Origin of the sequence: Psychrobacter sp. Sarcosine-3u-12 (genome assembly GCF_002836005.1) — a bacterium.
GTDB lineage: Bacteria > Pseudomonadota > Gammaproteobacteria > Pseudomonadales > Moraxellaceae > Psychrobacter > Psychrobacter okhotskensis.
In genome coordinates, this window is the sequence record NZ_PJBY01000075.1 from 25,430 (window position 1) to 41,362 (window position 15,933).

General features: G+C 43.1%; 12 protein-coding genes. 11 read left to right on the forward strand and 1 reads right to left on the reverse strand.

Annotated elements, in window-relative coordinates:
• Positions 1–376: 376 nt before the first annotated feature.
• From rlmKL to CXF65_RS02920, 6 genes are all read left to right on the forward strand, one after another.
• Positions 377–2,716, forward strand: a complete 2,340-nt coding sequence (gene rlmKL, locus CXF65_RS02890; protein WP_101210977.1) for a bifunctional 23S rRNA (guanine(2069)-N(7))-methyltransferase RlmK/23S rRNA (guanine(2445)-N(2))-methyltransferase RlmL — start codon at positions 377–379, stop codon at positions 2,714–2,716.
• A 514-nt stretch (positions 2,717–3,230) separates the two neighbouring features.
• A complete protein-coding gene (locus tag CXF65_RS02895; RefSeq protein ID WP_101210978.1) occupies positions 3,231–3,806 on the forward strand; it encodes a TerD family protein in 576 nt (191 codons plus the stop codon).
• A gap of 299 nt (positions 3,807–4,105) precedes the next feature.
• Positions 4,106–5,173: a DUF475 domain-containing protein gene (locus CXF65_RS02900; protein WP_101210979.1), complete on the forward strand. Its 1,068-nt coding sequence runs from the start codon at positions 4,106–4,108 to the stop codon at positions 5,171–5,173.
• A gap of 457 nt (positions 5,174–5,630) precedes the next feature.
• Positions 5,631–6,206 (forward strand): TerD family protein, encoded by a 576-nt coding sequence (locus CXF65_RS02905; protein WP_025650995.1) that lies wholly within the window; start codon positions 5,631–5,633, stop codon positions 6,204–6,206.
• A gap of 196 nt (positions 6,207–6,402) precedes the next feature.
• Positions 6,403–7,155, forward strand: coding sequence for a TIGR00266 family protein (locus CXF65_RS02915; protein ID WP_025650993.1), 753 nt, complete (start codon positions 6,403–6,405; stop codon positions 7,153–7,155).
• Between the two features lie 189 nt (positions 7,156–7,344).
• Complete coding sequence (locus CXF65_RS02920) at positions 7,345–7,953, forward strand: TerD family protein (RefSeq protein WP_025650992.1); 609 nt, start codon at positions 7,345–7,347, stop codon at positions 7,951–7,953.
• Between the two features lie 128 nt (positions 7,954–8,081).
• Here CXF65_RS02920 and CXF65_RS02925 read toward each other — a convergent pair whose 3' ends face one another.
• Positions 8,082–9,356, reverse strand: a complete 1,275-nt coding sequence (locus tag CXF65_RS02925; RefSeq protein WP_101210981.1) for a TerD family protein — start codon at positions 9,354–9,356, stop codon at positions 8,082–8,084.
• 436 nt (positions 9,357–9,792) lie between these two features.
• Between CXF65_RS02925 and CXF65_RS02930 the strand changes: the two genes are divergently transcribed.
• The 5 genes from CXF65_RS02930 (at position 9,793) to CXF65_RS02950 (ending at position 15,852) form a co-directional block, all read left to right on the forward strand.
• Positions 9,793–10,944, forward strand: coding sequence for an ATP-grasp domain-containing protein (locus CXF65_RS02930; protein WP_025650990.1), 1,152 nt, complete (start codon positions 9,793–9,795; stop codon positions 10,942–10,944).
• Positions 10,945–11,007: 63 nt separating this feature from the next.
• Entirely contained in the window at positions 11,008–12,240 is a 1,233-nt protein-coding gene (locus CXF65_RS02935; RefSeq protein WP_101210982.1) for a S1 family peptidase, read from the forward strand.
• 81 nt (positions 12,241–12,321) lie between these two features.
• On the forward strand, positions 12,322–13,686 hold the full coding sequence (locus CXF65_RS02940) for an NYN domain-containing protein (RefSeq protein WP_101210983.1): 1,365 nt from the start codon (positions 12,322–12,324) through the stop codon (positions 13,684–13,686).
• Positions 13,687–13,714: 28 nt separating this feature from the next.
• Positions 13,715–14,980 carry a phosphoribosyltransferase domain-containing protein gene (locus tag CXF65_RS02945; RefSeq protein WP_198551954.1) on the forward strand — a complete coding sequence of 422 codons (1,266 nt, stop codon included), beginning with the start codon at positions 13,715–13,717 and terminating at the stop codon, positions 14,978–14,980.
• Positions 14,981–15,033: 53 nt separating this feature from the next.
• On the forward strand, positions 15,034–15,852 hold the full coding sequence (locus tag CXF65_RS02950) for an HAD hydrolase family protein (protein ID WP_101210984.1): 819 nt from the start codon (positions 15,034–15,036) through the stop codon (positions 15,850–15,852).
• Positions 15,853–15,933 lie beyond the last annotated feature (81 nt).

The following is a 15,933-nucleotide window of genomic DNA, read 5'->3' on the forward strand; positions in this document are numbered from 1 at the left end:
AATATTTTTAAAATGAGGACACGCCCTGCATTAAAACCCAATAATGAACCCTTTTTTAATCTGACGCTATAGCCAAAATATCCTAAAAACGCGACAGTATTGCTGCTATCAATTGTGTGTAGCCTCTGTCTGCGCAGGCATAGCAAGTAATAAAAATTGATATCAGTAGTGCGTGGTGTATCTGTATTACTTTTCACTCACTATAGATAATAATGATTTTAATAATACCTTAACGCCAAAATTTTAAACGCCGTCTTTTAATCAAAGCCACTTAAACCATCCATAGCGTAATTATGGTAAAATTGGCGGTTAAACATCTTATTTTATGATGTGCCTTATTTATCATTATTTATCAATTTAGCCCACAGGTATCCGTATGACCGAAACAACCGCGCCAGCCCTTGCCGCCGCCTCTTCACCAGCGTTGTCAGAAGCACCTTCACCAGCGATCTCAGCAGAGTTATCACTTGAGCTGGTTATCACTTGTGCCGATGGGCTTGAGGCACCACTACAGACTGAGCTGACGAGTTTTGGTATTGCAAGCGACATCAAAAGTACCGGTCGTCTAACCGTTACGGGTACGTTGCGTGATCTCTATACGATTTGTCTGTGGTCGCGAGTGGCATCACGGGTGTTGATGCTGATTAAACGCAGAAATATTAATGCCGAATATGATGTGGCAGAGCAGCTTTATGGTTTGGCAAAGTCGGTCAATTGGACAGAGCAGTTTAAACTTGAGCAAACCTTTGCCATTCGTCTGTCTGTCGACAAACGCGTCGCTGTTAGCCAGCAGTTTGCCATGCTACGTATCAAAGATGCCATTGCTGATACCTTTAATGAAGTTTATGACAGCCGCCCTAACGTCGATAGCAAGCACCCAGATTTTGCTATTTTTGCGACCGTTAATGACAAGCAAGCCGAATTGTATTTAGATTTATCAGGTACCAGCTTGCATCGCCGTGGTTATCGCGTGGCAATGACCGAAGCGCCCCTCAAAGAAAACTTGGCGGCAGCCCTACTGTATAGCGCAGGCTGGCATAAGAAGAACGACGCTGGCGATGCACCTTTTTATAATGCGTTAATCGACCCAATGTGTGGCTCAGGCACCTTTATTATTGAAGCACTACTCATGCATTGTGATTATGCTGTGGGTATCGACAAAGCCGCCAATCAATTTGGTTTTTATCAATGGCAACATCATGACGAGACGCTATGGCAGCAGATGATTGATGATGCACAGATACGTTTCCGTGAAGGCTTAGCCATCGCTAATGAGCAGCCAGACACCCTACCGCTGATTTTGGGATTTGATGCAGATAGTGGCGCGATTATCGCCACAGAAAAAAACCTGATTGCCGCTGGCCTACAAGACTTGCTACCGCTACTCGACATTGAAACGCGCGCCCTTGACCGGCTAAGCAGTGTGCTAAAGCCTTTGGTCGATGATGGTCGATTGAGCAACCCTCTAATTATCACCAACCCACCTTATGGTGAGCGTTTGGGCGATGAGGAGATGATTAAACCATTGTATCAAGCGATTGGGCTTATTCTGCAAGACAGCTTTGCCGGTAGCGGCATTGATCCGATGCTTGGTATATTGGCCTCTCATGTCGAGCAAGTCGATATCTTGCCGATTAGAGAGCCAAAAACCTTACGCTGTCATAATGGTGCCATTACCGTTTATTTCCGCTATGGCACATTGATTGCTGGGCAAACAGGCAATCTTGTGAGCCGCTTTGAGAAACGTGAGATTGAAGTAGAAGACGGTCAAGACTTTATTAACCGCCTGCAAAAGAATCTTGCCAAGCTGAAAAAACTGGCTAAAAAAGACAATGTCAGTAATATACGTGTCTATGACGCTGACCTGCCTGATTTTAAAGTGGCTATCGACTTATATGGTGACTACGCGCATGTGCAAGAATATGCGCCGCCGAAAACCATACCACCCGAGACCGCCAAAAAACGCTTTAATCTAGCTTTGATGGGTATTCGTGAAGTGTTCGATATTAACCGCGAACAAATCTTTATCAAAACTCGGGCACGCCAATCTGGTAATGATCAATATAGCAAACAGAACACCACAGAAAAGCGCGGCAAGTTTCATGTCGCTCGCGAAGATGGTGCATATTTCTACGTCAACTTTACCGATTATCTCGATACCGGTTTGTTTATTGACCATCGTAATATGCGCGCACGGATTAAAGACAACAGTCGTAATAAATCAGTACTGAATTTATTTGCTTATACCTGTACGGCAAGTGTGCATGCGGCATTGGCGGGTGCCAAAAAAGTCACCAGCGTTGACTTGTCACAGAACTATCTCGATTGGGGCAAGCAAAACTTTGTGCTCAACGGTTTGGACGTCAGCCGCAATAAATATCAATTCGTTGCTGCCGATATCTTTGAGTGGATTAAGGAAAATACCGAGCAATTCGATATTATCTTTATCGATCCACCGACCTTTTCAAACTCGAAAAAGTTCCAAGGTACTTTTGATGTGCAGCGAGATCATGCTGCTATTATTAATCGCGCGATGAATCGCTTAACCGCTGATGGCGTCTTATATTTCTCAAACAACTTTACCCGTTTTGAGCTCGATGAGCAGTTAATCGAGCGCTATGACATCGTTGATATCACACAAAAAACCATTGGCTTCGATTTTAATATCAAAAAGCCGATTCATCAAAGTTTTGAGATTCGTCATCGTCAAGGGTAAATGAAAGCCTTGCAACCCTTCTAACGCTCAGTAAAATGACCAAATTTTACTTAAAAACAATAATGACTCAATCTACTTTGATTGGGTCATTTTTTGTTGTTATGATAGAGCGTGATTAAGCGTTGGTCTCGGGATAATTCTGACTCTAGCAACGCTTTTACTTCTATAAAATTAGGGTTTGTTGAACATTCAAATATTAGGACTGCTGATCGCTAAAATCGTCCCAAACTAGGCGTAAACCGACGATAATGTCGAGATCTTAGCTAGGTTTACAACAACGTTTGGGGTGATTTCAGTATCAGCCTTTCAGGGCAGGGCTATTTTTTGCCAATACATGGCGAAATTGTCTAACCTAGAATGACTAGGCGTCAAAAATTTCACTGCGTATTGTCTAAAAAATAGCCACTGCCAGTGCCACATTTGAATGTTCAACAAACCCTAATATCAAACTTTTAAAAAAAACGTTTAATTTACTCTAATAACTTTAATTTACTCTAATAACAAGGACAGCCCCATGGCTTTATCACTTAATAAAGGCGGTAACTTATCGCTAACGAAAACTGACCCAAATTTAACCAAGTTGCTTATTGGTCTTGGTTGGGATGAGCGCGCAACCTCTGGTGCTGAGTTTGATCTTGATGCCAGTGTATTTTTGCTTAGCACCGCAGGCAAAGTGCGCGGCGATCATGACTTTATCTTTTACAACCAACTCAAATCTGACAATGGCGCGGTTGAGCATACTGGTGATAACCGTACGGGCGAAGGCGACGGTGATGATGAAGTCGTCAAAGTAAACCTCACCCAAGTACCTGCTGATGTCGACAAAATCGTCGTCACTGTCACTATCCATGATGCAGTGGCTCGCAGTCAAAACTTTGGTCAAGTAGCCAACGCTTTTATTCGCGTCGTTAATGAAGAAACCGGCACCGAGGTGGTACGTTTTGATTTGGCAGAAGATTACTCTGTTGAGACCGCGATGGTATTTGGTGAAGTCTATCGCCATAACGGTGAGTGGAAATTCCGCGCCGTTGGTCAAGGCTACTCTGGTGGCTTGCAAGCCATGTGTCAGCAATACGGCGTTGATATCTAAAGCCGTATTTAGGTTGGTATCGTCATCATGGTTGGGATGATTAGCAAGACTAAAACCAGCGTTTAAAGCAGCTTTATTAGCCAGTTATACAAAATAATTTTATGGGCGAATTATCGAGTAACTTTACAACGTACTTTTAGTTGCAAAATAGCCACAATTATTGATAGCCAAACGACCAATAATGCTTTATGTTTCGTTTAAAATTATGCACTAAGAAGTGGTTAGCAATAGCCACTTTTTTTGTGGTTTGAGTCTATAATAGACCGACCTTAGCTTTACGCAACCAGACAGGATGTGTCATGAGACATTTTTATTTAGACTTTATCTTCACGGCCATTGCCTTAGCGGTCGCGGCGTGGTGGGGATATTCACATGGTGGTATGGGCGGCTTGATAACCACCCTATCTATTACTGCTATTTTGGCCGTCATGGAGATTTCATTATCATTTGATAATGCGGTGGTCAACGCCTCAGTCCTCAAAGGCTGGGATGAGTTTTGGAAAAAGATATTTTTAACGGTTGGTATTTTAGTTGCTGTATTTGGTATGCGCTTGGTATTCCCTATCGTTATCGTTGCGGTTACTGCTGACTTGGGTATTATGCAAGTGGTCGACCTAGCGTTAAACGATCCTAAAGAATATTCAGCCAGATTATTGGCGCATCATGCTGAAATCTCAGCATTTGGTGGTATCTTCTTATTACTGGTGTTCTTGAACTTTATCTTTGACGATAAAGAAGTACATTGGTTTGATTGGCTTGAGAGCCGTTTGGCAAAACTGGGTAAAGTCGATGCCATGAGTGTGTTTGTGGCGCTTATCGTGTTGATGATTGCGGTATCATTTGCTAACCCTGAGCAGTCAGCAGCGGTATTGATTGCAGGCGTATGGGGTATCTTGGTATACCTTGGCGTACAAGTGGTTTCGGGTATGCTTGAAGGTGACCTTGAAGCAGATTTAGAAAATGAAGAAAATGGCTCGGGCGCTGCGGCGACCAGCGCGATTATGAAAGGCGGTATTATCGGCTTCTTATATCTAGAAGTTCTTGATGCTTCATTCAGTTTCGATGGCGTGATTGGCGCATTTGCGATTACCAATGACGTTATCGTTATTATGCTGGGTCTAGCAATCGGTGCGATGTTTGTGCGTTCGATGACGATATTCTTAGTCGATAAAGGCACGCTTGATGAGTTTGTTTACCTTGAGCATGGCGCGCATTATGCTATCGGTGCTTTAGCGATTATCATGCTATTGTCAGTGAAATTCCATGTGCCAGAAATTATCACTGGTCTGATTGGTATTGCCTTTATTGGTTGGGCGTTCGTGGCCTCACTCAATTATCGCAAGCAAGAAGCAAAATCGATTAGCTGATAAACTGCAAGTTTGAAGCGTAGTAAGCATCATATTGTTTTAATGACAGGTTATACCAAAAAGTTGGTATAACCTGTTTTCGTTTATGAGCATTTTTTATTTACGGCATGCAACTTTTACAAAGTATTTTAGCTGCTTATCGCCCTGCTCTTTGGTTAATTACTGGCGATTGGTAAAATACTTTGCGATAACAATATCTTAACCACTGTTGCTCAGTTTGTTAAAAAGTATCAGAGTTACAGCACTGATATGTCCCTTAGTAACCATCTAGTAAGCGCACAAAATAGACCTTGCTTAGTGAGCACTCGCTTAGTATAGTAAAACGTAATGATATGCAGGACGTGGCATACAGGTATATTCATTTAACTTTTATACTAACACTACCATAACTGCATAATTTTTAATTCGTTCGTTCGAAAACCCAATCCACTTAATTATTAATCTAAAGGATATCTATATGGCTATTAGCTTAACGAAAGGCGGCAACGTAAACTTATCAAAAGAAGCGCCTGGTTTAACCAATATTACGGTCGGTCTTGGCTGGGATCCACGCGCCACTGACGGTCAAGAGTTTGACTTAGACGCGATTGGCTTTTTGGTCAATGAAGCCGGCAAAGTACGTAACGATCAAGATTTTATCTTTTTTAACAATCTAAAGTCAGACAATGGCGCGGTCGAGCATACTGGCGATAACCGCACTGGTGAAGGTGATGGCGATGATGAAAAAATCAAAATCAACCTTGCTAGCATCCCAGCTGACGTCAGCAAAGTCGCTATTTGCGCCATCATTTATGAAGGTCAAAGCCGTAACCAAAACTTCGGTCAAGTAGGCGAAGCTTATATCCGTGTCGTAAACGACAATGGCGATACTGAAATTGCTCGTTATGACCTATCAGAAGACGGTAGCACTGAAACAGCAATGATCTTTGGCGAATTGTATCGTCATAGCGGCGATTGGAAATTCCGCGCCGTTGGTCAAGGCTTCAGCGGTGGTCTTGGACCATTAGCTGCCTCTTATGGCGTAAACGTCTAATTTAAATCGTTTAGATCGTTAACAGCGGCAGTCAGCTAGCTGATTGCCCGCTATATAAGCTATCAAGTGTGCCTTTTTAAAGCATTTGATGGCTTTAAATTTAATAGCTCCTCTAAAATTGAAAAACAACGTATCAAAAGAATATCTATCGAATTTCAAAGTATATGTCAAAGCATTAGAATAAGGATTTGCACCCATGGCCGCAACATTTAGCTTAATCGGTACCATTGAGCCTTTTTTACATTGCAACCTCAAAAAGGGTGACTCGATCTATTGTGAAGCCAATGCCATGGTCATGATGGAATCTAACCTTGAGCTAAAAGGTAAGCTGCAAGGTGGCCTTATGCAGTCATTGATGCGCCGCTTTGCTAATGACGAATCACTGTTTCAGCAGCAGATTGAGGCGACGGGCGGTGAAGGCGATTGTTTGCTAGCACCGACGCTCGATGGTGATATGCAAATTATCGATTGCGGCGCTCAGCAATATACCTTGAGCGATGGCGCTTTCGTCGCTGCACAAACGGGTGTCGATATCAGAGCCAATATTCAGCGTAACCTCGGCGGCGCGGTGTTTGGTGATACTGGTGGCTTTATGGTTATGCAGACGCAAGGTCAAGGTCAGGTCGTGGTATCTGGCTTTGGCTCGTTGTTTGAGATTGATGTCACCCCAGACAAAGACGTCATCATCGATAATGGTCATGTGGTCTGCTGGGACTCAAATCTTGAGTACAAGCTGTCGGTCTCAACCAGCAAGAAGAAAGGTATCATGAGCAGCATCATTAACTCGGTCACCAGTGGCGAAGGTATGGTGTTGAACTTCTCTGGCACTGGTAAAGTCATTATCTGTTCGCGCAATCGTGACAGCTATCAAGGCTGGCTACAAAGCATCTTGGGCAGTAGCTCCGGAGGTCGTGGTGGCGGTGGCGGCTTTTTAGATAATATTTTATAGCTCGATTTTTAACCAAAATGAACAACTGAAAATATCACTGAACGTTGCAGTATTCCACTCACAATTATTATCATATCATTTACGAAAATTCGAGTAGCAAGTAAAACAAGTGCAAGTACTACGCTCTGTAGACTAAGCTAGTTTGACACCACTAACCGTATTTTTTGAGAGTGATATAAGGATTTTATCATGGCAGTTAGTTTACAAAAGGGACAAAAGATATCCCTAAGCAAAGAAGCCGGTGGCGATCTGACTCAAGTAAAATTGGGTTTAGGTTGGGACGTAGCACAAGGACCGCAAGAGAAAAAAGGGGGCTTCTTAGGCAAGTTGTTTGGAGGTGGCAGCGGCGGCGATTCTATCGATTTAGACGCTTCGTGCATCATGTTTGATGCCAATAAACAAGCAGTCGATGCCATTTGGTTCAACCAGCTTAAATCAAAAGATGGCAGTATCGTCCACACTGGCGATAACCGTACTGGCGACGGTGATGGCGATGACGAAGTTATCAACGTCGATCTTTCAAGAATCCCTGCTGATGTCGTCTCGCTGGTATTTACCGTCAATAGCTTCACTGGTCAAACGTTTGAAACAGTAGAAAACGCTTTTTGCCGTATCGTGAACGCCAATAATAATCAAGAGGTCGCGCGCTATAACCTATCAGCGCAAGGCAGTCATACAGCGATGGTGATGGCAAAAGTCTATCGTCATAACAATGAATGGAAAATGCATGCCATTGGCGAAACTGCCTCAGGTCGTACTTTCCATGATTTGATGCCTGCTATTACGCCACATGCTTAAAGGCCTATAAAGTCTAAACAGTTTTTACTTGTAACGCTTTAAAACGTTAACACTTAAAAGCAATCAGCCCGTCTATTATTAATAATAGACGGGCTGATTTTTTGTATTAATGGATGCTATTCAAGCACTTACTTACTACCACGTTTCCAGCTAAAGCCCCAATTAAAGGCTTTATCCATTTCTTGATGGCCTTTAAAGTATTGATTGATACGTTCAACATTGATACTGCCTTGTTGGTTGACCAAACGCGCAATGGCACACATTGGCAAGTTGCCTGTGCCTTCTGTTAAACGCGTCTCAATCGGCGACTGATCGGGCACATGAATGGTCACTACCCCATCCGTTTTTGCCCAATTCGGCGCACCTTCGTAGATGAAAGCAAAGATAAATACTTCCTCAATTTGCGACCACTGCTGACCATTGATATCGAGCCACTCCCCGCCACTCACTTGTCCTGTCCTATCATCAGCACGCAGACAGACGTAAGGTGCTGACTGCAAACTACCAAAGCGATTGCCCAAGGCTTGAATCAAAGTTTTTTCGCCGTTTTTTAGATGAATCATTGCCCCGACGTCAAGGTCAATACCGCCCGCTTTATGCTGTTTGAACAGGTCACCTAACAAGCCTTTTTTCGGTGCTTGCTTGTCCATATCCGGACGTTGGTTCCAGTTTAGGTTGACAGAAATTTTACCAAAATCATCACGTTTCTTTAGATTGATACTGGATTGGTTTTTGGTTAAGGTAATTTTGCTCAAGTTGATCGAAGGGCTGGCTGGAATCGGTGGCGGCGCGCTTGCTTGAGTGGCACTGCCCGCCTTTTGCGTATTGATTGGACGTTGAGTATTGATAGGTTGAGCCTGATTGCTATTTTGAGATGGGGGCTGCGCTGGTGCTTCATCGGCAATCTCTACACCGAAATGTTCGGACAAAGGCTTTAAGCCACCTTCAAAACCTTGGGCAATAAAGCGAAACTTCCAGCTGCCCTGCCGACGATAGCATTCTGCTAAAATAATGGCTTTTTCATTACGCCCAGCACTACTAAGCTGACAAGTCATCAGCACTTGGCTGCCTTGCAATACTTGGATATCTACATCGCCAACTTGCGCCAATGTCTGCGTACTAGAAAATGCCAAGGCAATTTTATCAATATTCGCCGGTTGCGCTGCTAAATTAATGTCGAAAAACCCATCACTGTCGTGACCTCGGAAGCTGACATTGCCGTCATCACTACGCGTCTGCCCATAAAATATCATATCGCCATCACCGCGCACTTTACCATCAGTAGTCAGACGATAAGCGGCACAATCGATGGCGTTTTGACTTAAAATTCGGATGCTGATACTGTCAGTCGGTAGTGGCGCATTGGCACCAGCAATCAGCTTTTGTGGTTCGGTTTGGCTCATCTTATATCCTTTAAATTTATTATATTAGCGTTTTTTATGTTCACTATCGTTATATAGTAGCATGGATAATGCCAGACTTTTAATCAGCACACTAAGGCGTGCTCTCAACTCAATCGATGGTCATCTAAATGGATTAAAAATGGCTAAATCTTGCCAAACAATATCAAATAGTTGACTAATATCTCGATATCATCTGCGCTGTTTTCCTTGTCTGACTACAACTTATCTCATTTTTATCGCCATTTTTTAAATGCGGACACGCCCTAGAGCGTAGCATTTCTATATAATAGACTTTGCTATCAACGACGGCGCAGCGTGGCTTTTTTGGCAACAGATAAGTATTGACCATCTTGATATGAAACGTGCGACAATCACACCCAGTTATCCAATACCTATAACCCTTATCTATAACATTGATAATAATGCTGAGAGAATTATGAGTAACCTTGCTAACGATAGCCTTGCCAATGACAACCTTATAACGCCAGCTGCTTGGTTGGCCGAAGGTCAGTCTAGCCAACGCGATATGTTAGCCAGCTTGCAAGCCCTAAAAGCACAAACGCACTCGCCCTTTAATATCATCGCCTCACACCGCCATGACAGACCCGAGATTTTTGAATTTGCCGACAGCGTATATATTGAGCCGTCTGCAACGGCGCTCGACAGCGATGAGCAAGTCATATCTGAACCCGTCACACCGCGTTGGCAGTTTGTACTGGAGCAAGCCAAGCAACACAATGTAAAAGTATTATTGACTGGTCGTAATGGTATCGATTATGAAGCACAGCGTGAAGCATTTGATGCTGTTGGTATTCGCTTATTAACAGGAGCAACCAGCGTCGCAGCCCTAGAGTGTATCGATGACAAATTTGCCTTTATGCAGCAATGTCATCGCCACGATATTCCAGTGGCAGACGCGTGGCGCTTTGACAATACTGCTGAGCTTGAGGCCCTACTTAGCGAGCATGGTCATCAGCCTTTATGTGTCAAACCGGTCACGGGTATTTTTGCACAAGGCTTTTGGCGGCTTGATTTGGCCAAAGACGATGGCGAGCAGTACGATAGCTTTGAGCATTTATACTTTACCGAAGAGAAAAAAATTAATACAGCGCAGTTTGTCAATGCTTACACAAACAGCCAAATGATACGTGAGCGCCCTATTCCCATGTTATTGATGCCTTATTTATCAGGGCAAGAGTACTCTATCGATGTGGTCTGTGAATATGGTGAAGTACTGGCAGCCGTTACTCGTCATAAAACGGGAAAAATCCAGCATGTCGGTTACGAGCAGGACGTCATGGAGGTGGTGATACCATTAATCAAAGTCTTTGGCTGCGATGGTATCGTCAGTGTTCAAACTAAAGCAGATGATGATGGTCAGCACCGTGTGCTTGAAATTAACAGTCGCCCTTCTGGTGGCATCGGTTATACGGCGCATAGCGGGATCGATCTCACACAACTGGGGTTTGCCTATTGGCTGGGCTTAACGGACAAGCCACAGTTAGAAAACATTGCTCAAAAAATTAAACCTTGTCAGGTGCGCTCGCTAATGGTAAGTGTAAAAATTGAAGAAGACATCGTTGAATAAGTAAAATATCTTAGGATAATAAAAATATACTGAGCCATTATAAAGTCAATGAGGGGGCGGGTGATGACAGCACAGACCACATTAGTATTAGGCGCAAACACGGTGATCACTCAAGAGCGCTGTATTGTTGCTTTTACGACCTCAAATTCGCTTAGGTTTGGGCAGCAGCTTGGACTATTATGGCTACCTTTAAATGAGCAGCGCAAGGCAGTCTGTAGCCCCGCCTATTTGCATGAGCCTAAAGACTGGGCAAAGCTAGACGATGATGACAGTCCCAGCGAATGGCAGCTGGATTTACTCACGTTATTTGACACGCAAGGGGTGAGCTTCTTACAACTAATCGCTTATACTTATCAGGAGCCGACACTTAATTTGCCCGCTGTCGAATTAAAAAATATAAGCCTAACTTTAAACAATGGTGCTATTCACTATGACTTCATAGCAAGCGAGCGCCATGTCAAAGCCGCTATTGTTTTTGAGATTTACAAGCGTAATGGGCAGTTTAAATGTCGCGCTCTTGGTGAAAGCTCGACCCAAGGACTGACAAGCCTTGAGCAACGAGTGCAAGTCAGTCTTGATATTCGTCCGCCAGATACTCATGCACTCATTCAAGCGGCGCAGCAGCAGCAGCGTGGTTACCCAGATAGCGACTCTCGCCCGCCCCGCCAAGTCCAAGCTGGTGAAACATGGACAGGCACGGCTTTTGCTATTGACCCTTATCATCTATTGACTTGCTATCATGTCATTGAGTCGGCGGCGATGATTGGTGTGCGCCAGCAGGGCCAGCCTGACCGTGAGGCGCAAGTGGTACTTAGTGATATCGGTAGCGATTCTGCCATTATCAGAGTAAACGATCCTTTGGCTTGCCACCTACCATTAGCGCAGCAGTGTTCGGATATCTTGGGCGAGACCATTACCACTTTGGGCTTTCCGCTATCAGGACTCAGTAGCCAGCTACAAGTCACACAAGGCTGTATCTCAGGATTAACAGGCTTAAGTGATGATATTCGTTATATGCAATTTACCGCACCGATTCAGCCCGGCTCTAGTGGCAGTCCGCTGCTCTTGCCGACAGGTGAAGTCATCGGCATGGTGACTGCTAGCCTCGTCCATGAGCATGCGCAAAACATGAATTATGCGGTGAAGTTCCAGTTATTATCGGCCCTACTCGCGAGCGCTGGCATTAGTTTGGCTAGCTCGTCTACCACATCTAGCTCTACAACTGCTGCACTGACTACCCCGCAGCTTAGTAAACAAAGTCGCGGAGCGCTTTGGCTGGTCGGCTGTCAGGGTTAAAATATCTAAGCAACGCAAGTTAATATAAAATCAAGTTAATATAAAAATAGCCACTTTAACAAAGTGTGTTAAGGAAAATAGATGACCGCTAAACTCAAAAGTATAGCCGTACTTATTGATGCCGATAACGCCTCAGCAAAAAATATTGGTCATATTCTGCAAGAGATAGAGAATATTGGACATGTCACTTGTAAAAAAATCTATGGCGACTGGGGCAATGCGCATATCCAGAGTTGGCAAGAAGCATTGCTTAAATACGCCATCGACCCTATGCAACATTTCGCTTATGTGAAAGGCAAAAACGCCACTGATATCGGCATGGTTATAGAAGCAATGGACTTGCTATACAGTGATAATTACGATGGGTTTTGTTTGATCTCAAGTGATAGTGATTTTACTTCATTAGCGCTACGTATCCGCAAAAACCATGTAAAAGTATTTGGCTTTGGAAAGCGTAATACGGTTAGCGCGTTTTCACAGGCTTGTGATAAATTCTTTTATGTAGAGGATTTATTAACTGCTAAAAACGACTCCATTACAGTCAGTCCTACACCGAATAAGAATGATACCCCATCTTCAAACATTGCATCAGAACGTTGGACGACTAAGCAATTACATACCCAAAATCATCTTATTGGCGTAATAAATAAACTAATCAATGAAAATCCTAATGCTAAAGATGGTTGGTCAAACCTATCTTATATTGCTAGCCAAATTCATAAAAACCATGAAAATATCAAACTAGATAAATATGGCTATAAAAAATTCTCTGATCTTATTACGACACTACGTCTATACGATGTGCGCCGTGAAAATAAGGTTATGTTAATTAAATTAAAAAGTAAAAAAATTACACAATCTCCTGTGATGACTAACAGTAAATCAGCGTTAGACTTACAAACTAATAATACCATTCATGAAAAACAAATTTCTAAATCAGCATCCAACCTCTTTGCCGCTGCGCCCATTATTGTCAAAATAACAACGGCACCTACTATCAATGCTGTATTGTTTAGAGTAGATGCCACTGCAAAAGTACGGGGCGATGAAGACATGATATTTTACGGACAGACCCATAGTGAAGATGGTGCAGTCGAACTGGATCAACAACTTGAATCTGAGAAGTCCATATCTGAATTTAGTTGTGATCTAAACCTTCAGCCTGCCAATATTGAACAACTTAACTTTGCTTTATCAAGTGAGCTTGAGAACTTAGCGACTGATCCTCCACAAACACCTATTCAGCTGAGCATCCTTGACAAGCAACAGAATGCATTATTATTTTCAGGTGAATTTGACATAAAAGATAAGTCAGGCAAAAGTTTGATTCTATTTACATTAAACCGAGCAGGCAAACAATGGCAATTTATGCCAAGGCATCAAAATATAGATGGCGACCTACGTTATCTTTGTGAAAAATATGGGATAGAAATAAGCGATGACTGATCTTAAAAATAACACAATACTTAATACCATGATATCTAATACTATGTATAAACGCAGCATCACCCTACCACGCGGCACTCTTGATTTAACTTATCAAACCAATTCAGCCACTGCAAAAGATGGAACAAAAACAAGCAATCACTATCAATTAGAAGACTTGCTTGGCTTTGCGCAGCGCATTAATCCTAAACGCGCATTTTTGTTTGTGTCAAAAGTCTTAGGTCGCCATATTCCAGTCGCCCCTAACACCATGCGACATGCTTTTACTGATTTGGCAAGCCTAGTGCCGAGCGATTTGCCCGAGCCAATTTTGGTCATCGGTATGGCAGAGACTGCCGTTGGGTTATCTGCTGGGGTGCATCAAGCGCTACAAACGCGTTATCCCAATGCCTTACTACTGAACTCTACCCGTCACGCACAACATAACGACGATAATTCTGAAACCTTGCTAACAACTTTTAGCGAAGATCACAGTCACGCTAGCCAGCATCTGATTTATCAAAGTGCAGATAAAGCTATCCAAGCACAGCTACTAGCGAGCAAAACATTGATTATGGTTGATGACGAAGCATCAACGGGCAATACTTGCGTCAATGTAGTTACCGCCCTTCGTAACGCAGGGCTTGATCAATTAGAGCAAGTACATCTGACCACTTTGGTTGATTGGTCTCTAAATCAGAACCAAGCTCAAGTTGACGTAGACGACAATATATCTGCACGTTTGCCTAACATTGACTTTCATCGTCATCACCTATTATCTGGTGCGTGGCAATGGGCGGATGCGCCCAACCCTGAGCCAATTACCATGCCATCTGTCGGTACGACGGAAGCTGGCAGTCAGGCGCTAGGAGACACGGGAAATTGGGGGCGCTTTCCGACACTTGATAGCACCGATGGTTTTGATAATTATCTGATGAGGTTTCAAGCAGCATTTACCAATTTTAATGAACAAGCAAAGTTTAATGAAGTGCAGTTGCCTGAGCGTATTTTAGTATTGGGTAGTAATGAGTTTGTGTGGTTGCCGTTTTTATTGGCGGAATGGCTTGAGACGCAAACTCAAAACGCTACCGTTAATTTTAGTGCGTTAACACGTTCACCGATCGCCCTTGGTGGCGCAATTACCACTATGCTAAGTTTTAGCGATAACTATGGGCTTGGTATGACCAACTTTGCTTATAATGTTGAGCCTAGCGATTGGGATGTGATTGTCTTGTGTGTAGAGACATCAGCGGATAGCGTTGATGACATGTGGAAAGGTTTGGATAATGTATTGGTGGTGAGTCCTTCGATTTAACTTAGCCTCTAAGCCACTATTTGATTTTCAAATCTATTACTACGGACACTTTTATGACCATCCCATTCTTCAAGAGCGACTCCAACATTATCAAACCTTACGCGCTAATGGATCTAGACGATACCCTATTTCAAACCCAACGCAAAATTGATGCATGGGACTTGCCAACGGCTGAATCTGAAAGCTTAGTCTGCGCCACGGTAAATAAACAAGCCGAGCCGTTAAGTTTTATGAGCCAACGTCAAGCGACGTTTTTTAATTGGTTGCTTGCTAGCACTGAATTAATAGTGGTTACCGCGCGCGACCGTAGCGAAATCAAACGTGTAAAGCTGCCTTTTGACAGTTGGCAAGTTTTGACTCACGGTGCAATTATTTTGACAGCTAATGGCGAGCTGTTAAGCGCATGGCAACAGCGTATGTATGAACAGCTGAGTCCTTTGCAAGACAAACTTAACCAACTGAGCCAATTATTCGCGGGTCACAGTAGAAACGATAACAGTCAGCTAGTATTTACACCGCATATTGATAGTTTTAATAATGGTTCTGTTAATGAAGAGCTAACCATTTATCTGGCTATTAAACACGCGCAAAAAGATCATCAAGCATTGGCAGAATTAGCTGCACATTTACCCAATCTAATACGTGATTTTGATCAGGATTTCTATGTCCATGTTAACGCTAACAATCTAGCGATACTGCCACATGCGGTTCATAAGCATCATGCGGTACAGTTTTTATTAGACCATCATTTAGACAGTCAGCGTCCAAGTTTTGGCTTTGGTGACAGCCTGGCAGATTTGCCGTTTCTGCAACTGCTAGACTGGTATGGCATGCCCAATCATGGTCAACTGCACGACAATCTTAATTCTTAATAGTTCTCGATTCTTAATAGTTCTCGGCTTTCAAAAACTCTCAAATATTAATAATTATAACAACGACAGCCGCTTATATGA